The 18,655-nt window shown below is 51.3% G+C and carries 18 protein-coding genes and 1 rRNA gene; 5 read left to right on the top strand and 14 right to left on the bottom strand.

Features of this window, described 5'->3' with window-relative positions; genetic code table 11:
- Positions 1-118 precede the first annotated feature (118 nt).
- Positions 119-1,867 (bottom strand): hypothetical protein, encoded by a 1,749-nt coding sequence (locus C508_RS18690; RefSeq protein WP_018704171.1) that lies wholly within the window; start codon positions 1,865-1,867, stop codon positions 119-121.
- A gap of 53 nt (positions 1,868-1,920) precedes the next feature.
- On the bottom strand, positions 1,921-3,006 hold the full coding sequence (gene mqnE / locus C508_RS0113855) for an aminofutalosine synthase MqnE (RefSeq protein WP_018704170.1): 1,086 nt from the start codon (positions 3,004-3,006) through the stop codon (positions 1,921-1,923).
- A gap of 236 nt (positions 3,007-3,242) precedes the next feature.
- Between mqnE and C508_RS0113850 the strand changes: the two genes are divergently transcribed.
- The gene (locus C508_RS0113850) at positions 3,243-4,130 is read left to right on the top strand and encodes a pyridoxal-phosphate dependent enzyme (protein ID WP_018704169.1); all 888 of its coding nucleotides are present in this window, start codon (positions 3,243-3,245) and stop codon (positions 4,128-4,130) included.
- A gap of 172 nt (positions 4,131-4,302) precedes the next feature.
- Positions 4,303-4,647, top strand: coding sequence for a cupin domain-containing protein (locus C508_RS0113845; RefSeq protein WP_018704168.1), 345 nt, complete (start codon positions 4,303-4,305; stop codon positions 4,645-4,647).
- Between the two features lie 199 nt (positions 4,648-4,846).
- Here C508_RS0113845 and C508_RS0113840 read toward each other — a convergent pair whose 3' ends face one another.
- Together C508_RS0113840 and C508_RS0113835 are read right to left on the bottom strand one after the other, a co-directional pair.
- Positions 4,847-5,476 carry a nitroreductase family protein gene (locus tag C508_RS0113840; RefSeq protein ID WP_018704167.1) on the bottom strand — a complete coding sequence of 210 codons (630 nt, stop codon included), beginning with the start codon at positions 5,474-5,476 and terminating at the stop codon, positions 4,847-4,849.
- A gap of 12 nt (positions 5,477-5,488) precedes the next feature.
- Positions 5,489-6,124: a lactate utilization protein gene (locus C508_RS0113835; protein WP_018704166.1), complete on the bottom strand. Its 636-nt coding sequence runs from the start codon at positions 6,122-6,124 to the stop codon at positions 5,489-5,491.
- 132 nt (positions 6,125-6,256) lie between these two features.
- On the opposite strand from C508_RS0113835, the gene C508_RS0113830 reads away from it, so the two are divergent.
- Complete coding sequence (locus C508_RS0113830) at positions 6,257-6,619, top strand: winged helix-turn-helix transcriptional regulator (protein ID WP_018704165.1); 363 nt, start codon at positions 6,257-6,259, stop codon at positions 6,617-6,619.
- 6 nt (positions 6,620-6,625) lie between these two features.
- Here C508_RS0113830 and C508_RS0113825 read toward each other — a convergent pair whose 3' ends face one another.
- Entirely contained in the window at positions 6,626-7,036 is a 411-nt protein-coding gene (locus tag C508_RS0113825) for an Lrp/AsnC family transcriptional regulator (protein ID WP_018704164.1), read from the bottom strand.
- 401 nt (positions 7,037-7,437) lie between these two features.
- On the opposite strand from C508_RS0113825, the gene C508_RS0113815 reads away from it, so the two are divergent.
- Together C508_RS0113815 and C508_RS0113810 are read left to right on the top strand one after the other, a co-directional pair.
- Positions 7,438-8,190, top strand: a complete 753-nt coding sequence (locus tag C508_RS0113815; RefSeq protein ID WP_018704162.1) for an MBL fold metallo-hydrolase — start codon at positions 7,438-7,440, stop codon at positions 8,188-8,190.
- Positions 8,191-8,565: 375 nt separating this feature from the next.
- Positions 8,566-9,285, top strand: coding sequence for an MBL fold metallo-hydrolase (locus C508_RS0113810; protein WP_018704161.1), 720 nt, complete (start codon positions 8,566-8,568; stop codon positions 9,283-9,285).
- 135 nt (positions 9,286-9,420) lie between these two features.
- Here the strand turns inward: C508_RS0113810 and yfbR are convergent, their stop codons facing one another.
- The 9 genes from yfbR to rrf all read right to left on the bottom strand — a co-directional run bounded on the left by yfbR (position 9,421) and on the right by rrf (position 18,598).
- Positions 9,421-9,999 (bottom strand): 5'-deoxynucleotidase, encoded by a 579-nt coding sequence (yfbR, locus tag C508_RS0113805; RefSeq protein WP_018704160.1) that lies wholly within the window; start codon positions 9,997-9,999, stop codon positions 9,421-9,423.
- Complete coding sequence (locus C508_RS0113800; protein WP_018704159.1) at positions 9,996-10,886, bottom strand: DMT family transporter; 891 nt, start codon at positions 10,884-10,886, stop codon at positions 9,996-9,998. Before C508_RS0113800 ends, yfbR begins: the two co-directional genes overlap by 4 nt.
- An 80-nt stretch (positions 10,887-10,966) precedes the next feature.
- Positions 10,967-11,656, bottom strand: coding sequence for a response regulator (locus tag C508_RS0113795; RefSeq protein ID WP_018704158.1), 690 nt, complete (start codon positions 11,654-11,656; stop codon positions 10,967-10,969).
- Positions 11,657-11,666: 10 nt separating this feature from the next.
- Positions 11,667-13,241, bottom strand: coding sequence for an ATP-binding protein (locus C508_RS0113790; protein ID WP_245553740.1), 1,575 nt, complete (start codon positions 13,239-13,241; stop codon positions 11,667-11,669).
- A 91-nt stretch (positions 13,242-13,332) separates the two neighbouring features.
- A complete protein-coding gene (citF, locus tag C508_RS0113785; RefSeq protein WP_018704156.1) occupies positions 13,333-14,871 on the bottom strand; it encodes a citrate lyase subunit alpha in 1,539 nt (512 codons plus the stop codon).
- Positions 14,864-15,757, bottom strand: coding sequence for an aldolase/citrate lyase family protein (locus C508_RS0113780; RefSeq protein WP_018704155.1), 894 nt, complete (start codon positions 15,755-15,757; stop codon positions 14,864-14,866). Before C508_RS0113780 ends, citF begins: the two co-directional genes overlap by 8 nt.
- Positions 15,758-15,785: 28 nt before the next feature.
- Positions 15,786-16,061: a citrate lyase acyl carrier protein gene (gene citD / locus C508_RS0113775; RefSeq protein WP_018704154.1), complete on the bottom strand. Its 276-nt coding sequence runs from the start codon at positions 16,059-16,061 to the stop codon at positions 15,786-15,788.
- 50 nt (positions 16,062-16,111) lie between these two features.
- Entirely contained in the window at positions 16,112-17,512 is a 1,401-nt protein-coding gene (locus C508_RS0113770) for an anion permease (protein ID WP_018704153.1), read from the bottom strand.
- 969 nt (positions 17,513-18,481) lie between these two features.
- Positions 18,482-18,598, bottom strand: a 5S ribosomal RNA gene (rrf, locus tag C508_RS0113765).
- Positions 18,599-18,655 lie beyond the last annotated feature (57 nt).

Genomic DNA, 18,655 nt, shown 5'->3' with positions numbered 1-18,655 from the left:
TGACAAAGTTTGGCGGAAAAAGGTCTGCTTTGGCGCAAGATGTGAGCAATGCAGCAGCTCCGTAAAAGAAAGACGCAGCACCTCCTGCTACGTCTTTGCTTCATGGTTCCAAGATTTCCTAATAGGAGTCGGTCTTAAACTGATGCATCACCGCCGGAGCTGCGCCATGTCCAGCGGTGAATGAAATATCCACCACATCGCCGGGACGCACTAAGGGCAGCTTGGGCGAAAGCGACGCCGCCCCCATAAACACCGGGCTCTGTCCTTCGAGCATCAGGAAATAGTACGATTCGCCATGCTGTACTACCTGCGAGATGCGAGATACCGGACCGCGCAGAATACTCTGTTTCATCTCGCTGGAGCCAATATCCGCCAAGCCGGTCTGCGCCAAGTTCTGCCGATACAAACGGTATGCGCTTTCCATGTCAGCTCCAACACCGACAATATTATAATTTTCCACGGAGACAAAGGCTACGGCTTTCAACAAGCCTTCCTTATCCTTCATAGGCATGATATACGTCGGCACGCCGCCGATATTATACAATACCGGACTGCCGGCGCGGTACGCTTTTTCCTGTACCTGACCTTCCGCCGATTTCTTAGCGCTCAGTTCATTGGCGCCCGCTACCTTGTACCACCGCACTTCCTTCGTTCGGGAGTTAACCAGCACAAAGCCTACGGTACTTTCATCCTTACCGGAAGAAGAAATGCCTGTATACCAATACACATTGTCGTCATCGCCGTAAATCAAATGCAAGCCGTCTCCGGCGGGACGCAGCGTGCCGGTTTTCGCCAGCAGCGTATTCCAGAAGCCATTGACATAGGCGCCCCAGTCACGAATTTGATGGAAAAGAAAATCCTCCGGCTGCACCCGATCCACCCAGCGCGGCACTTCTTCCGGCCCATAACGCTGAATCTCGCCGCTTTGGGCGTCAACCACCGCCACGCCAACTACATCGCTGCCGCCATAGCCAATTTTATTCCGATATAACGTTGCCACCCAGTAGGGATGCAAATCGTCATCCACTTCGAAACTAAGATCGCCAATACCCACATCAACAAGTCCCGAAAGATACAAATGCCGATGCAAGTCTTCGAGAAAAAATCCTTTCGTCTGGTATTTCAGACGTATATCTTCACCATTCACCTGCTGTACCAAATGCACATCCTGCGGATTAGTCGCCGAAACCATCACATATCCTTGGCTGCCTTTTTGGCGGTTGCTCCACCATTGAAAAAAGCCGCGATACTCTAAAGGCGCCACATAAAACAGCTGATCTCGCACCTTCTGCAGAGACATCTGCCCTAACTGCACCTCGCTGCCCAAGGCTGGAATTTCTCCGATCTTCTTATCTGCCAGCCTAGCGGCGATTTCCTCGTCGACAATGCGGATTTGTCCTAGATTGATAGGCGCCACATCCGATGAAAAGGAACTTTCCGTAACCGGTCCCAGCAAGTTGCGATACTGTTGACTGAAAAGAACCGGCGTGCTCAGCAAAATGGGAAACACAAAGAAATTGCAAAACGCAAGAATCAACAAGGCCGCCCCGATAAAAGTCATGGCCTTATAACGCATCATCAGCATAGCCAAACGGCGATGATTGGTGATCTCCACCACCCTCGGACGCTGCTTAAAAGCCCAAGGCAAAAGACGCCGCAGCAACTCTTCCCAGGCATTGCGGGTAATTAAATGAGGAAACCGCTCCGTCAATGCGGATAAGGGCCACGCCAGCAAGGCTACGCCGCCCCAAAAAGCAAGAAATGACCAATCCGTAAAGCCCAGCGCCAACACCGGCATCCGCACGAATACATAAACTCCCACTAAGATCAGCAGTATACAAAGTCCTTGGATTCTCCGCTTACGCATCTCTGAACCCTCCTTGTCCGCTTTCCGTCTCCGGTTTTTTCTTAGTTCCCGACCTACAAGGTACGGATTATTTTATACATAGAATCTCGTTCCACCGGAACTCGGCCAATTTGACGAATGGTTTCAATAATCGTTTCCTGCGTCAAAAAGGTAGCCGATTTAGCGCCAGCGGCATGCATAATTTTTTCTTCACTGACCGTCCCGTCAATATCATTAGCGCCAAAACCGAGTGCCAACTGTGCAATCGGCAGCGTCAGCATCACCCAGTAAGCCTTGATATTGGAGAAATTATCCAGCATTAAGCGTGAAATAGCCATTGTTTTTAACTCATCCCACAAAGAGGTCCGCTGATGCGTCGACTCTAGTTCCGTATTGCCGGGATGGAACGGAAAACAAATAAAGGTCTGGAAGCCGCCTGTTTCGTCCTGCAAAGCCCGCAGCGACAACAGATGATCAACTCGTTCTTCCAGTGTTTCAATATGCCCGTAAAGCATGCTCGCATTGCTGCGAATGCCCATCTTATGCGCTGTACGCTGCACTTCCAGCCATTCGGAAGCGGTTGCTTTGTTGGGACACAGCTCCTGCCGCACCCGGTCGGAAAGAATTTCCGCGCCGCCGCCGGGAATAGACTGCAAGCCAGCTTCCTGCAAGGCTTTGAGCACTTCCGCCACCGACAAACCGGATAACTTAGAAAAATAATGAATTTCCACAGCGGTAAATGCCTTCAAATGCAATTGCGGCAATTCCCGTTTCAACATGCGTAAAACATCCAGATAGTATTCAAAGGGCCAATCCGGGTGCAAACCGCTGACAATATGCAGTTCCCGCAAGTCCGGGTCCTGCGCGGCCAGCTTCGCAATCCGCAATACTTCCTCCTGGTTCATTGCGTACGCCTTCTTATCTCCTTCATCCCGTCCAAAGGCGCAGAACCGGCAACGCGAAACGCAAATATTAGTCAGATTCACATGGCGGTTCACATTAAAGTAGACATTGTTGCCGCTTATGCGCTGGCGAACCAAGTCCGCCAAATAACCAATACGCGCAATATCCGGCGAAGCAAAAAGCGTCAGCCCGTCTTCCTTGGTCAGCCGCTCCCCGGCCCGGACTTTCGCCTCAATCGTATCTAAGGGGGTCTTCAACAACAAACACTCCTTCCCAACCCTCCGGCCAACGCCGCAGGGCAGAGAGCCTCAACTTATAGACGCTCCATTGTCCATTTTCTCCAAATTCCTCGCAGAAGTCAACCGGAAATTATTCCTTATCTCCTATATTCATGCATCCTTGGTCAGCCAGCAGGGGTTTGCATCTGTTTCGTCGAATTTTACTTAATACATTATTATGTTTCAGCATCCTGTTTCCTGAAAGGAGACAAGCTATGCAACAAGCTATTTTTGACGCCATCCACCGTTTGGCCGGCATTGTGCACCGCACGCCGGTTTTAACGTCGCGTTCTTTGGATGAAGAAAGCGGCGGTAATTTGCTGTTTCTAAAATGCGAAAATTTTCAGCGCACCGGTTCTTTCAAGTTCCGCGGCGCGTATCAGTTTGTCAGTACCCTGACCGCCGACGCCAGAAAACGCGGCGTCCTCACCGCCGGCCCTGACAACCAGGCTTTAGCGTTGGCCCTCACAGGCCGTTTGTTGGACACGCCGGTACATGTATTGCTTTCAGATACCCTTTCTCCACAAACTCGCCAGACCCTGCTAGCCTACGGTGCAATTCTCCATTTCGGCGCCGATGATTTTTTCAGCCGAGAAAAGGAAGCTTGCCTCATGGCGAAGGAAGAACAATGGCAATATGTTTCTCCTTGGGAGCATAAAACAATGCTGGCTGGTCATGCCACCGCCGCCAAAGAATTGATCGACGACGCCTACAGCCTGGATTATTTATTGGTTCCCTGCCGCCACGGCGGTCTTCTAGCCGGCAGCGCCGCTTACATCAAGCAAGCGCATCCCCACTGTCAGGTTATCGGCGTTCAAGAAGCTGTAGAGGCGGCCGCACCGCTCCCGCCCTCTTCCGAGCTAACGGTTTCCCTCATCCAGCGGCATGTAGATGACATCATGACGGTTTCCGAAAGAGACGTTCTGCGAGCCATGTTCTATTTGTGGTCGCGTCTGAAAATCGTGGTGGAGCCCGCCGGTTCCTTAGCTCTAGCGCCGCTTTTAGCCGGGATGCTGCCGCTTTCCGGCAAACGCATCGGCCTTTTAATCAGCGGCGGCAACATCGACATTGGCCAAGCTTGCAACATCTTCAAGGACTGCTAACCACTAAAAAGACGAACAAGAGAATCAGAGTCACGAGAGGGTACGCAAGAGAAAATTCTATTTTATTTTGTGAGCACCATCACAGGCAATTCGCTTCCTTCTGCTTTATACTGGAATCAGGTTAGCAAAGCCTTTGATTCAAGCAGCGGCTTTGTATAAGGAGGAATGTCTCATGAATACTGCTGTATTTAAAAATCTGCCTGTTGCCCAAGCCGTCGAGCTGCCTTCATTGGTCGCCAACCGCGACGGTGAAATTGTCAGCCGGACGCTGGCACAAAATCCTCATGGCAATGTGACACTGTTCGCTTTTGCCGCCGGCGAGGCCATCAGTACCCACGCTTCCCACGGCGACGCTCTGATTACCGTCCTCAGCGGCAGCGCCCGCATTACGGTTGGCGAAACAACGCAGGACGTGCCAGCTGGCAGCAGCATTCTCATGCCGGCCAATGTTCCCCATGCCGTAGAAGCTGTAGAGGATTTTAAAATGATTCTTTTAGTGCTCTTCCCTGAAAACTGATTAAACAGGAGTAAATGGAGAGTACGACGGGATTAGATTGAACAAGAGTAAATGGAGAGTACGACGGGATTAGATTGAACAAGAGTCACGATGAGAACCGGAGGGCCCGAATGAGGGTTACGAAGACACTCATGCCGTTCGTAAAAGCTTATAATTTCTAATATAGACTAAGAGAAGCCAGGCTAACGCCTAGCTTCTCTTAGTCTATAAAGGTCACTACTTCTTCCAACTCTTTGCGCGGCGGACTGCCGAGCGCGGTTGCAGGCACTCCCAAGGGAGTCACCGCCAGCAATTGATAGTCTTCCTTGGCAAAACCTAGACACGCACTAATTTCCTTCGCCGCAAACGTCGGCCCTGTCATCCAGCAGCCGCCATAGCCAAGTGCTGCAGCAGCCAACAACAAGTTTTCCATAGCCGCTGCCACATTCTGAATGCCTGGCCGAGCCAGTTGCGAGGTTTTAGCCGCCTCCACTACCCGTGGCTCCGCGCAGCCTTGCAAATCGCTTGCCGGGTAGGGCCCGCCATAAGCCAGCACCAACACCGGCGCACCGCGAAACACCGTATAATAGGGTAACAAACCGCGAAAAGAACGTGCTTTTTCTTCTGTTAAAAAGGCCGCCATTTGGGCGTTTTTATCTTCAACAATTTTAGTTATCTCTGCGATCTTATGGCCGTTGCGCACGACGACAAAATGCCAATTCTGCAAATTCTTTCCTGACGGCGCTTGCGTCGCCGCTGCTAAAATTTGACGCAAATCTTCTGCCGGTATCGACGTTGCCTGAAAAGAACGAACGCTTTTACGCTGATAAATAAAATCCAGCTTCCCCATCTAAGCCCCTCCTTAATAACCCAGCTCTTCCTCCACAAGCCAAACCTGCAAATCCGTCAGCGGCGGCTTCTTATCAATAATGGTGGTTACATTGCAAATGCGCGTCGGCCCCTGACAGTTCATACAATGACCGCTTTGCACGCAAGGATTAGGTAACTTTAATCGCTGGTTGTTTCGCGGCGCCGCGATCGCGCGAATGCGCTCTATGGCCCCCTCTAAATCATCGACAATCTTGTTAACCCCCGCAAAAACAATAACCTTCTTCGGCCCAAAGACCATAGCGCTCACACGGTTGCCGACGCCGTCTACATTGACAAGCTGTCCACCTACCGTCAAGGCATTCGTGCTGGTCAAAAACACATCACAGGAAAGCTCCTTCTGCCGCATTTCCAGCACTTCTTCCTTGGACAAGCCTTGTTTGTTGTGGTTGAATACGACATTTCCCCTAGCTTCTAATTGCTCCGCCACCTGCAGCTGCATCAAGGTCCAGGATCCGCCGAAGCCCACGGTTGCCTCTACAGGAATCTCTTCCAACAATTTAGCCACCCCAGCTGATGCGTTGGAAAAATGCTGCACTCCAAAACGATTTTTCTTTAACGCCTCTAGCGTCTGGGTCACTTTCCCTGTGCTTTCCGTCTGTATTGTCATCTCGACGCCTCCTTAGCAATCATTTCTCTTTGATTTTCATTATAAAATTGGCTATAATTAATCGCAAGTACAAACATTTTTGTATTATAGTATCTAAAAGGATACTATTGTTTGGATAAAGGAGATTATGCTATGTTTTGTTTTAACAATGTCGAGTATCAATGCAGCATGGAGCTTTCCTTAGGCCTAATCGGCGGCAAATGGAAAGCCCTGATTCTTTGGCATTTAGGATGTCATCAGACGCTCCGTTTCAGCGAGCTGCGCCGCCAGTTGCCCAAGGTCACTCAAAAGATGCTTACCCAGCAGCTGCGCGAGCTGGAGGAGCACGGTCTAGTAAACCGGCTTGTGTACGCTCAGGTCCCTCCCAAAGTAGAATATTCCTTGACGGACGAGGGCCAAAGTCTACTGCCCATCTTAGAGCAGCTTTGCCAATGGGGACAAGGCTATGCGGAGCGGCACGACGCTATAGCCCCGCCCCAAGCCGCCAACCGTTAACGGCCCTTAGCGGATCGCGTCTACGGCCAGCATTAAGCGATAATTCCCCAGTTTGGATAATTCATCTAAAAAAGCAGCCAACTCGGACTGCCCGGAGAAAGCAGCCCGGCACCAATAACAGCCGTCGCCGCTTACCCGATAAGATTCACGCACTGCAGGGTGGCTACGCAGCAATGCTTGCATTTCGCCATGACGGCCGCTGCTCAAAATAATGGTAATGAGCGCCGTCGTCGCTCTCCCTGTTTTGCTTTCATCTACTACGGCTTTATAGCCGCAGATAATGCCTTGCTTTTCCAAGCGGCGCACACGCTCGGCCGCCGCGGGCCCGCTCAAATGTACGGCTTCGCCCAGCTCTTTCCATTGCAGCCGTCCCTGCTTAGACAGAATTTCCACAATCTGCTTATCGATTTCGTCCATAACCTGCTCCTTTCTCATTTCTCTGGCTTTTCTCTTTTCGCATCTTAAATTCTCCGACGCCCCCTCCCTTTAGAAAGTAGACATCGGTTGCCATGCAAAACCAGCATCCGCACCCAGCGTCTGCGGCAAAACTTTTGCGAGCGAAACGGTCCGCATGGCCTGCAAGACTAGCTGAACGGATTAAAAGTCCGTTCCTCGCTTCTTCTATATTTATATGCACTCCATTCTCTTCGCAATCGAAAAATCCTTTTCAAGCCTTCTTTGCCTGGCCTGCTTCGCCAATTTGGGCAAGCAGGCTTTTTTCTTTCACTAAGAAAGCCCGCACCGCCATTTTCTTTTTTCTCCTAAGCGCGCAAAGACTATACTAGAAGTAAGAAAACAAGCACGAAGGAGCTGAGCCCATGCATTTACAATTATTTCGCCATGCCACGATGCAGTTATCGTTACCTGAAGGAACGCTTTTGATCGACCCCATGCTATCTGCGCCAGGAGCCTTAGATCCCGTTCCCCACTCGCCAAGCCCCCGCGCGAATCCGCTTGTACCTTTGCCTCTTTTGCCTGACGAAATTGTAAAAAGCAGCGATGCCTGCCTTGTCACCCATCTGCATCGCGATCATTTTGACGCTGCCGCCGCACAGCTTTTGCCTAAAGAACTGCTTATTTTCAGCCCGCCCTTTGCTGCGGCAGCGTTACAAGAACAGGGATTCAAATCCGTCCATACGGCAGCCCCCCAAGCCCGCTGGAAACAGTTAACCTTCACCCTGACAAGCGGGCAGCACGGCTTGGGAGATATTGGCCGCCAGATGGGCGCTGTCGCCGGGTTCGTTCTTACCGGCCCTGCCAGACCCAGCATCTATCTGGCTGGCGATACCGTTTGGTGCCCCGAAGTGGCCGAAACGCTGTCAACGCATCAGCCGGACATCATTATTCTTTATGGCGGCGGCGCACGCTTTACTCACGCCGGTCCTATCACCATGACCGAAACAGACATTCTCACCGTCTGCCGCCATGCACCGCAAGCCCGGATCATTGTCGTTCATATGGAGGCCTTCGACCATTGCCTGCTTTCGCGCAAACAGCTTCGTCTAGCCCTTGAAGCTGCAGGAGCCAATGCCCTCGTACCTAACGACGGAGACATCATTCAATTGGATTAAAATTAACTTTTTTGCAAAATTTTCCTTTTCCCTCTTGACAAGTGTTAATTTTTCAAATATTCTATTAATAGGTTCTCTCTTCATTGTGATCCCAGGGAAGCCAACCGACGATGGTTTCCCGCCCATAACTCCTCCTCTTTTTCTGAACCCGGAGTCTCGCCAGGCTCCGGGGCTTTTTTTTATTTGTGAGAGAAAAAATGAAAGAACACAATTCATGAAAATACGGATATTGAACAGAAGCAGAGGGAGTCACCAGAGGGTTCGAATGAGGGTCACGAAGAACGACAGAGAACGTAGAAGAAAGAAAGGGTTTTTCCTCCCGCAGCACGAATTATTATTTTTAGAAAATCACCATTGCAAAGGAGTTGTCTCTCGATGACGCAAGCAAATATAACGTATCTTTTTCACAGCGGTTACAGCGTAGAAACAGCCAAGCGCTTTTTCGTTTTTGACTATTACCAGCCCAGCGAGGACCTGCAATTTTTAACATCTCGCTCCTTCCAAAACAAACCGCCCGCCTGGGTGTTCGCTTCCCATTCCCATGGCGATCATTTTGACCCGGTTATTTTCACCTGGGACTCTTCCGAACAGCCGCTTACCTATGTGCTCAGCGACGATGTATTTCCCAAACGCATCCCCGCTGGCCATCGCTGCCACGTTCTCAAGGAAGGCGAAAAACTTAGCCAGGACGGACTTATTATCACCGCCTACGGCTCTTCCGATCTCGGCCTTTCCTTCTTAATCGAAGCGGACGGCCTGCGAATCTTCCACGCTGGCGATCTCAATTGGTGGCACTGGAAGGGAGAAACAGCGGCTGAACAGGCTTATGCCAAAAACCTTTTCCACGAAAAAATGGCCGCTTTACGCGGCCAGCAAATCGATATCGCTTTTTTCCCGGTGGATCGCCGCTTGGAGGAATTCTACGCTTTAGGCGCAGAAACCTTCGCCAAAGAAATCAAGCCTACTTGGCTGCTGCCTATGCACTTCGGCAAAGACGTGGAAGCCAGCCGCCTTTTTGCGGCCAAAGCCGCCGAGCTTGGCATAAAGACTAAAGTCATTGAACATGCCAACCAGCGCTTTGAAATCACCCTATAAGAACGAACAAGAGAATCGGAGTCGCGAGAGGGTATGACTGAGGATTACGTAATTTTAAACAGGAGTAGAGGGAGTACAGGGAGGGCACGTATCTATACACTTTTGTAGAACTCCTTAAGGGAGCCGCTCCCTCACTTAGCCCATCTCGTCTAAGCTGAGAGCAAAGCTCTCCCCAAAGAGCTCCATAAAGGTTTCTACCTCTGGTAATGGCGACGCCGCCAGCTCGGCGCGGATAGTTTTTTCCGCCTTACGAAATTCCGCGTTGCCAGCTTTGTCTTCTTCCACACATTTTAAATAGGCGCAGATTTTATCTGCTGCTTTTACCAATTGCCAAAGCTCTTCTTCCTGCGGCTGCACGAAGAGGAGCTTTTCGTATTCCTTCCGCAACGGTTCCGGCAGCATGGAACAAAGCTTATTTTTAGCCTGTGTCTCAATGTCGTCATAGAGACTTTTAATTTCATTGTTAAAGTATTTAATCGGCGTCGGTAAGTCTCCTGTAAATACCTCCGCCACTTCGTGAAACATGGCCAGCGCCATAACCCTCTCCGCATCCACCTGCCCGCCATGATAAGCGTTACGAATCAGAGCAAGTGCGTGAGCAACCGTAGCTACCTGCAGACTATGCTCCTGAATATTTTCCTTCTGCGTATTGCGCATCAAACCCCAGCGCCAAATCAGGCGCATCCGAGACAAATAGGCAAAAAAATGACTCATGCTTCTTCTCCTTTAGCTGTTTCCTTCTGTTCCAGCGCCAGATATACCGCCGCTAAAATCAAAGCGCCGCCGCCAAAAAACGCCGGAGTCAACACCTCTCCCAGCAGCATGGCGCCTAAAAGACTTCCCACCACCGGCTGCATCAAGAAAAACAGCCCTGCCTTGTGGGAATCGACCAACGCCAGCCCCCGGTTCCAGCAAAAATACGCTACCGTCGTAGCAAACACCGCTAAATACAAAACACTGAGTAAAATCGGCAGCCTCAACAACTCCGCTTGATTCCAGGAAGACCATTCGAACGCCACCGGAGGCACTGCGCATACCGTAGCAATCAGTACGCCCCAGAAAGTAATGCGCAACGCCGGATGTCGCCCAGACAAGCCGCGGGAAACAACCGAATAGTAACCCCAAAGCAGCGCCGCCGCCAACAAAAATAAGTTAGCCCACAAATTGTCGGCTTCTCCCTCCTGCGGCATGCCGACAATAAGCAGCACGCCCAAGAGCGCAATGCCTGTCGCCGCTTTTTGCTTGCGGCTCATCGGCTCACGCAGCAGCCAGACTGCAAAGGCTGACTGAAATACCGGCGAGAGCGAGGTAATCACCGCCCCCAAATGAGCCGAGGACAGCATCGTCCCGGCAAATTGCGCAGCAATGGAAAGAAAATAACCGTAAAAGCCAATGCGCGCCATATCTTTCCAATCCCGGCGGCATTCCAGCGACAGTCCTTCCATACGGCACCAAAGATACAACAAAATTCCTGCAAAAAGATACCGCAAAAAAAGCAGCGTAAAGGGCGGCACAACATCCAAAATAAATTTACTTGCCACATACGCGCCTCCCCATAGGGAAGCAGCCAGCGATAAATGCAACGGTCCTTGCCACGACATAACAAACCTCCTGCGTACAATAAATCGGTTCTTATTATTGTAACAGAAGCGCCCCTTAAAAACCAAAGCCCAATTTTCGACTATCCTCCCTGCACGCCATGCAAGCGAAAGCGATGAACGGGCCTTCCTACTGTGGCATATTCCAAAACCAAACTCACTTTTTCCGTTTCTGTCAAATACTCCAAATAGCGGCGCGCCGTCGCTCGCGACAATCCCAGCTCGGTAGCTACTTCTTCAGCCGATAACGCCCCTTGGGCCTGACTGAGCAAATTTACCACCAGTCCCAGCGTCTGCGGATGCAAGTTCTTGGGCAGCCCCTGCGGGGGCGTTTCTTTTTTTATCTCGCGCACCTGGTCTAACTCTGCCTGGGTAAAGCTTTCTTTTTGAAACACCTTGCCTCGATACTCCCGATAACTTTCCAAGGTGCGTTGGTAGCGATCAAACTTAAAAGGTTTAATAATGTAATCAATAGCGCCTCCTTGCCGAGCCAGGCGCACGCTCTCACTGTCGTTGGCGGCAGTAATCAGAATTACATCTACTTCCGCCGCTTCCTGTCTAAGCGTAGCCAGTACGCTCAGCCCGTCCAGGTGCGGCATATAGACGTCGAGAATTACCAAATCCGGCTTGCATTCTGCAAGCAGCCGCAATGCTTCCTGGCCGTCTCGCGCCGCGCCGACTACGGTAAACCCTTTAACCGCTTCGGTAAAGCGAGTATTGATATCGGCTACCATAGGATCATCTTCTACAATCAGCACTCTAATGGGCTCCATAGTCATCCTCCTAACTTTTATGAGGCAAGGCTACGCGAAACAGTACGCCGCCCGGAACGTTTTCATGGGAAATCGTCCCCCGATTCACCGCCACCTTTTCCGCCGTCAGCGCCAGCCCGTAGCCGCGCTGGCCCCCTTTACTGGAAAAGCCTTTTTGATACATGGCGTTCGCAATCTCTTCTGCAATGCCGTCTCCTGTATTGTAGACTTCCAATACTAACGCCTCCGCTGTATTCTCCAGGAAAACTTCAACTCTCTTGGCAGCAGAGTTTACGGCTGCCTCCAGAGCATTTTCCAGCAGATTCCCCAGAATAATGACTAAATCGCCATTTGTCAGCTGATCCGGCAAGCGCTGAATCAGGGTGGACGTTTTTACTTCCAGGGTTACGCCCAATTCTCGGGCGCGACTGTATTTTCCCAAAAGCAAGCCAAAAATGATAGGATTTTTAATATTCTTCTGCAGCTGCAGCATAGTTTCCTGGCCGCGCTGGTCTTGTTCCACCAAAAGATTGACGGCTTCGTCCGTCTCTCCCAGCTGAATCAAGCCGGCTACCGCATGCATTTTGTTCTTGAATTCATGAGCCTGCGCCCGCAGCAGTTCAATCAGCTGATGAATGCCTGTCATTTCCTCCGCGAGGCGGGTCATTTCCGTTCGGTCACGGAAGGTAATCACCAGGCCGCGGTTTTCTCCTTCGGAGACTACCGGCACAATATTAGCCAAAATAATAATTCCCTGCAGCCGCTGCTCTAAATCATACAGCGCCTTGCCGTCCTGCAGCACTTGCTCCAGAGGCAGTTGGGGGAGGTACTCTTGCAGCGGCTTACCGACAAAATCATCCCCTAAATAGGAGGCCGCCCATTGATTAAAGAAGCGGATGCGCCCCTGGCTATCTACTGCTACCAAGCCTTCTTTCAACGCGTCCAGCATGGCTTCTTTTTCCCGCAGCAACGTAGCAATTTCATGCGGCTCCAAGCCGAAAATAGCCTTCTTGATATTTTTCGCCAGCAGCCAGGCGCCAACCACACTGCAGATCCAAGCCGCCAAAAGCCCGTACAAAACATTCTGGGCTTGCGCCAAAACCTGAGCGTAGATATCGTCCAGATAAAAGCCCACCGAAACAAAGCCGATCTGGCCGCTGCCGTCGGCGGCAAAAATAGGCACATACCCTCGCAAGGTCGTCTCCAGCAAACCGTGATCTACGCTGTGAAATTCGTGACCCTCCATAACCGGATCCCGGTACAAATCGCTCACAGGCAGACCGATGTAATCCGGCAGCGGGTGAGCAATACGAATTTTATCCATATTCGCCACAACGATAAAAGCCGCGCCGCTGTAATGACGGACCTGCTCCGCAAACGGCTGGACGCGCGCCGAATCCTCCGGTGTCAAAGGGCGGCTGTTCACCAACGGATCATTGGCCACACCCCGGCCAATGGTAAAAGCCCGCTCCGACATATCAGCCACTACCTGTTGGTAAATGCCGTTGACTACCAAACCGCCTCCCACCATCAACGCCACGCAGACCGCGGCAATGGAAAGGGCCATAATTTTCAGCTGCAAAGACAGCCGTTTTCTTTTATACAACAAAAAACCACCTCTTTTTCAGCACATTCCACAAAGCCTTGCGGATTCCTGCCGTAAAAAGAGGTGGCTTTTATGGAATTGCCCTTTCGTTTTAGAGCGGTTTGCGAATCACGTCGATAATGCTGCCATCGCGGTATTCCACGACACCGACAATTTCGTCAGTCACCGCAATCGGCGCCGGCACGCCCGCCAAATCATAGGCCATCTTCTGCAGCTCTTCAATCTCCATAACCGGAATATGAGCCTGCTTCAGATTTTCTTTCAAATCCTGACGCCGCGGATTGATGGCTACGCCGCGCTCGGTCACAATGACGTCCACCGTTTCTCCGGGGGTAACGATGGTCTGCACCTTGTCCAGTACCATCGGCAGCCGTCCGCGCAACAGCGGCGCTACCACGATCGAAAGATTGGCGCCGGCGGCCGTATCGCAGTGCCCGCCGGAAGCGCCCATCATAACGCCGTTAGAGTTGGTGATGACGTTGACATTAAAGTTCACATCCACTTCGGTAGCGCTGAGAATCACCACATCCAAGCTATTGACGATAGGGCCCTTACAATGGGGATTAGCGTAATACGAAGCCGACATTTCAATATGATTTGGATTGTTTTTCAAAGAAGCAATCGAAGGAATATCAAAGTCCTGCACGTCGTAAAGAGTTTTGAACAAGCCTTCTTCCAGCATGGCTGCAAAGGGAGCGGTAATGCCGCCAACGCCAAAGCTGCCTGTAATATTTTGGGCCAGCATTTTTTCACGCATAAAGCGGGCTGCCGCTAAGGACGCGCCGCCGCTGCCCAACTGGAGAGAATAGCCTTCTTTGAAATAACCGGAGTACTCGATCACCTGCGAAGCGTATTCAGCAATCAACAGCTCCCGCGGGTCGCTGCTGATGCGCAGTGCGCCGGAAGCAATGCCCTTGGGGTCGCCAATGCTGTCTACGGCCACAATAAAATCTACTTGCGTCTGCGGAATGCTGATGGGATACAGCGGCTGGTCCACGAGATTGTCAGTGATAGCCACTACCTTATCGGCATACGCCGCGTCGCTCATAGCATAGCCCATGGAGCCGCAGGCCGATTTTCCTTCAACGCCGTTAATGTTGCCGTTGCGATCGCAGGCAGGCGCGCCGATGAAAGCTACATCAATGGACAGTTCGCCGCATTCGATAGCGCGAGCCCGTCCGCCATGAGAGCGAACAATAACCGGTTTCTTTAAAAAGCCGGAAGTAAATAGCTCTCCTAGCTGGCCTCGGGTGCCGCTGGTCTCTACCGCCGTAATAACGCCTTCGCGGATATAGGGCAGAATCGCCTCGTGCGCATTGGTCAGCGAGCTGGCGGCAATCGTCAGATCCTTGATTCCCTTGCGGGCGATAGCTTCCACCACCATGTTCAGTACGGCGTCGCCGTTACGGAAATGATGATGAAAGGAAATGGTCATGCCGTCCCGCAGGCCGCACGCTTCAATGGCTTGATCAATGGAGGAAAGAAGCTTCTCCGATTTAGGCATGTTTACAGGAATTTTCGGTCCCCGCAGACGCCCCTGCGGCTGATAGGCAAACGGCCCTTCATACGGACGCACCCGTCCCAAGCCAGGAATTTCTTCCGGAATAAACCGACCTGCTGCATTAATCATGTGCTTCTTCCTCCTTCCACAAGCCCAGCGCCTTGGCATAGGCCAACGTCCGCTCCGCCCGCAGCACTACCGGCGTATCAATCATTTTGCCATTCAGCGAAATAACGCCGGAGTTCTTCGCCAGCGCTTCCTGATAGGCTTCCAAAATACGCTCCGCCAAATCAATTTCTTTTTCCGCAGGCGCAAAGATTTGATAAATCAGCTTAATCTGCCGAGGATTGACTACCGACTTGCCGTCAAAGCCCATTTCTTTAATTCGTGTCGTTTCCGCAATAAAGCCTTCTTCATCGCGAATATCCGAAAAGACGCTATCGATAACTTGAACCCCTGCCGCCCGAGCCGCCAGCACCAGCTGGCCTCTGGCCACCGCCAATTCCCCGCCATGGCGGGTGCGGGATGTTTTTAAGTCCGCCAGGAAATCCTCGCCGCCGATAGCCAACGCTTCCATACGCGGGCTAGCAGTGGCAATTTCATAAGCCTGGCGCAAACCCTTTGCTGTTTCAATAGCAGCCATCATGCGAATCGAACCCGGTTCAAAGCCGTTGGCTTCTTCCGCTGCGGTAATAATTGCGTCGATTTCTTGAATTTCCTCTGCCGATTCCGCCTTGGGCAGACGAATCAGCTCCGGCTTCGCCGGCAGCACCCGTTCTAAATCCTTGCGACCGTAAGGAGTGCTGATATGATTGATGCGCACCCCAACTTCGCAGGGATACGAAATCGTTTTAATGGCTTGATATACTAAGTCTCTCGCGGCATCCTTCTCGCTGATAGCCACCGAGTCCTCCAGATCCAAAATAACCGTATCCGCCTGGTAAATACCTGCATTTTGCAGCATCCCAGGATTATTTCCGGGCACAAACATCATGGCCCGACGCAAACGTTCCATCAAGTGGTCCCTCCTTTTTCTCTCCGCCTTACGCTTCGCCGCAGCTGCGCCGCAACGCCGTAGTCAGCCGAGCCCGTAAGGTACATTCCAGAGCTCCTCGGTCATTCACCAGCAGCTTCACATCGGTCAACTGCGCTTCTTGAAGCATTTCCAGCATTAAGGAGCGAATTTGCTCGCCATATTGCTTCATAACCACGCTGGTCAATTCCATTTCCACGCCGCTGCCTGCAGGCAATGGCGACACCGTAATCATCACATCGCTAGATTCCAACGTCCCCGCCTGCGCTGTTGTTTGCAAAACCATTTTGGACCCTTCCCTTCTCTACTAATTTAAAAGCAAGCTTGCCTGCTTTTTTACCAGTAACCAAGTACTTTCCACCAAGCGCCGCCAACGCCCAGCCAAATAACTATATGCATAAGCGAAACTAAAAAGCCCAGCTGCCACCATGTCTTTTGATCTACATAGCCCGCACCAAAATATACTGGAGCCGGTCCTGTGCCAAAATGAGTCAGGCAGCCGCAGATATTAGAAGCCAAGGCCACGACAAAAGCCGAAATAAACGGCGGCGCTCCAGCAGCCACGCCCAGCGTAATCAGCGCGCCATACATGGCGGTAACATGCGCCGACATGCTGGCAAAGAAATAATGACTGTACAAGTAAATCACAAAAGACAGCACCACCGCCGTCAGCATCCCTACGCCGACCATCTGATTTTCTAGAATTTTAGCAAACCACGAAATAAAGCCTAGCTTGTTCAGATAATCCGATAAGGCAATAACGCTGCCTACCCAAACCAAGGTATCCCATGCTCTAGTTTCCTTGATAACATGGTTCCAAGTCAATACATTGGTAGCCAACAAAATGCACAAGCCCATAAACGCAATCAGCGTGCCATCCAGCTTCGTGTACTGCGCTGTAGCCCACAAGCCAATGAGCATCACAAAGACGACCAGCATGATTTTTTCCGCCCGAGACATCGGTCCCATTTCTTTCAGCACGTTATCCGCCATGTCACGAGCTTCAGGAGTTTTCTTGATTTCCGGCGGATACACCTTGAACAGCACATACGGAATGGCAACGAGCGCCACTATGCCAGGCACTGAGGCGGCCACAAACCAATCCATCCAAGTAATATCTACATCCAAAATCTTCTTCGCCATCGCCGCCGCCACTGGGTTGCCCACCATGGCTGTCATAAACATTGCAGAAACGACCAAATCAATATGAAAGACCGAGGTTACCAAAAACGCGCCGATTCGCCGCGCTGTTTCGCCAGGATGCGATTCAAAAGCTTCGCACAAACTGGCCACAATCGGAAATACCAGACCGCCGGCGCGCGCCGAGTTGGACGGAATCGCCGGACCAATGATAATATCACTGATGGCCAAGGAGTACACCAGCTTCAAACTGCTGTTGCCGAAGGAGCGCATTACCAAATACGCAATACGCTTACCCAAACCGGTAATAATGAAGGCCCGCGCTAAAATGAAAGCCGACACGATTAACCAAACCGTACCGCCGCTGAAGGCCCCCAACACCTGGGAGAATTTAAGCGTTCCTGTCAGCGCCGCCAAGACCATAGCAATCAGCGCTACGGACCCCGCTGCAATGGGCTGCAAAATAAAGCCTGTTACCGTGCCCATAAAGATGGCAAATAGATGCCATGCTTGCAAGGACAAGCCATCCGGCGTCGGTATAAGCCACAGGGCAACAACAATGCCCACAGTAAGAATAGATGATACCGTTTTGCTCAAGCAAACCCCTCCTGATTGTTTTTTCAATATTATTAAAACACGCCAGATGGGGCTGCCATAGTTTTTGCTCATTTTGTTCATAGTGCGCGTAATGCTCAGTGAGAAAAAACGAAGTACGATACATTAAACACGGGGCAAGAGAGTAGAATGAGGGATCGACAAGGATGGATTGAACAAGAGAAACGAAGTCAAGCGAGGATACGACTAAGGATTATGACGCGTTGTGTTTTTCACAAGAAAGCCAAGCTGACTTGAAAACCGGCAACGCGGTATGCTTTGAGAAACCTTTAGAGGCGAGATGGTCCGCAGGACAAAAAAAGACGACTTTCAGGATAAGAAATCCGGTTGTCTGAACGCAGTGAGTTTCCGTATTTCCCTGTAAGCCATCGTTTTTTGAGTTGAGACTCTTCTTGTTTCGACAAGCACACCGCGCTAAAGCGGCTAACGAGAACGCTAATATCAAAACAAATAAGAACGCTACCAGCTATCTCATTTAGTCAGCTTAACCTCCCCGGCAACATACCTATCCCTCCCGTCCTTCGCTTTGCCATCCATGGCTGTTTTCAGAGGAGACCGGATGCTATAGCCGAACGTCCGCACCCGGCGTCTGCGACAAAACTTTTGCGAGCGAAGCGCTCCGCAGGGCCTGCGAGGCCAGCTGGAAGGATTAGAAATACGGATGTCTGAGCACAGCGAGTTCCCGTATTTCCCTTTCAGCTGGCTGCGCAGGAGCTGAGCGAGCTCTTGTTTTGACACAGATGACGGGTAAGGACGCTAGAAGCCATCTCATTTGGTCCGCTTAGATGCTCCGGCAACCTACCTATCCCTCCCGTCCTTCGCTTTGCCATCCATGGCGCTCAGGACACTAGGAACTTCCTGTTCCGTCGCACGCCGCTACGCGGCCTTAGAAAGCTTGGGGTAGTTGCCGGTAAAAGAAAAAAGCACTCGCCTTCGCGAGTGCTTTTTCTTAACCGGCAACTACCTATCCTCCCAGGCCGCTTCCAGCCAAGTACTTTCGGCGTATGTGGGCTTAACTGCTGTGTTCGGGATGGGAACAGGTGGAACCCCACAGCTATCGTCACCGGATTGTCTTACTGAGTTTGCATTTGCATGCTCCCTCAAAACTCCACACAGAAAGAAGAT

This window comes from Anaeromusa acidaminophila DSM 3853 (assembly GCF_000374545.1).
GTDB lineage: Bacteria > Bacillota > Negativicutes > Anaeromusales > Anaeromusaceae > Anaeromusa > Anaeromusa acidaminophila.
The sequence above is the reverse complement of the archived record's forward strand: the minus strand, read 5'-3'. Positions and strand labels throughout refer to the sequence as shown.

What these genes read in the sequence shown, in the direction of transcription:
- C508_RS0113850 (WP_018704169.1), top strand. Translation starts at nt 3,243, where the DNA reads ATGCAACAAGCTATTTTTGACGCCATCCACCGTTTGGCCGGCATTGTG.
- yfbR (WP_018704160.1), bottom strand. Translation starts at nt 9,999, where the DNA reads ATGAGTCATTTTTTTGCCTATTTGTCTCGGATGCGCCTGATTTGGCGC.
- C508_RS0113840 (WP_018704167.1), bottom strand. Translation starts at nt 5,476, where the DNA reads ATGGGGAAGCTGGATTTTATTTATCAGCGTAAAAGCGTTCGTTCTTTT.
- C508_RS0113795 (WP_018704158.1), bottom strand. Translation starts at nt 11,656, where the DNA reads ATGGAGCCCATTAGAGTGCTGATTGTAGAAGATGATCCTATGGTAGCC.
- C508_RS18690 (WP_018704171.1), bottom strand. Translation starts at nt 1,867, where the DNA reads ATGCGTAAGCGGAGAATCCAAGGACTTTGTATACTGCTGATCTTAGTG.
- C508_RS0113835 (WP_018704166.1), bottom strand. Translation starts at nt 6,124, where the DNA reads ATGACAATACAGACGGAAAGCACAGGGAAAGTGACCCAGACGCTAGAG.
- C508_RS0113810 (WP_018704161.1), top strand. Translation starts at nt 8,566, where the DNA reads ATGACGCAAGCAAATATAACGTATCTTTTTCACAGCGGTTACAGCGTA.
- C508_RS0113780 (WP_018704155.1), bottom strand. Translation starts at nt 15,757, where the DNA reads ATGGAACGTTTGCGTCGGGCCATGATGTTTGTGCCCGGAAATAATCCT.
- C508_RS0113800 (WP_018704159.1), bottom strand. Translation starts at nt 10,886, where the DNA reads ATGTCGTGGCAAGGACCGTTGCATTTATCGCTGGCTGCTTCCCTATGG.
- C508_RS0113845 (WP_018704168.1), top strand. Translation starts at nt 4,303, where the DNA reads ATGAATACTGCTGTATTTAAAAATCTGCCTGTTGCCCAAGCCGTCGAG.
- C508_RS0113815 (WP_018704162.1), top strand. Translation starts at nt 7,438, where the DNA reads ATGCATTTACAATTATTTCGCCATGCCACGATGCAGTTATCGTTACCT.
- C508_RS0113825 (WP_018704164.1), bottom strand. Translation starts at nt 7,036, where the DNA reads ATGGACGAAATCGATAAGCAGATTGTGGAAATTCTGTCTAAGCAGGGA.
- C508_RS0113830 (WP_018704165.1), top strand. Translation starts at nt 6,257, where the DNA reads ATGTTTTGTTTTAACAATGTCGAGTATCAATGCAGCATGGAGCTTTCC.
- citD (WP_018704154.1), bottom strand. Translation starts at nt 16,061, where the DNA reads ATGGTTTTGCAAACAACAGCGCAGGCGGGGACGTTGGAATCTAGCGAT.
- citF (WP_018704156.1), bottom strand. Translation starts at nt 14,871, where the DNA reads ATGATTAATGCAGCAGGTCGGTTTATTCCGGAAGAAATTCCTGGCTTG.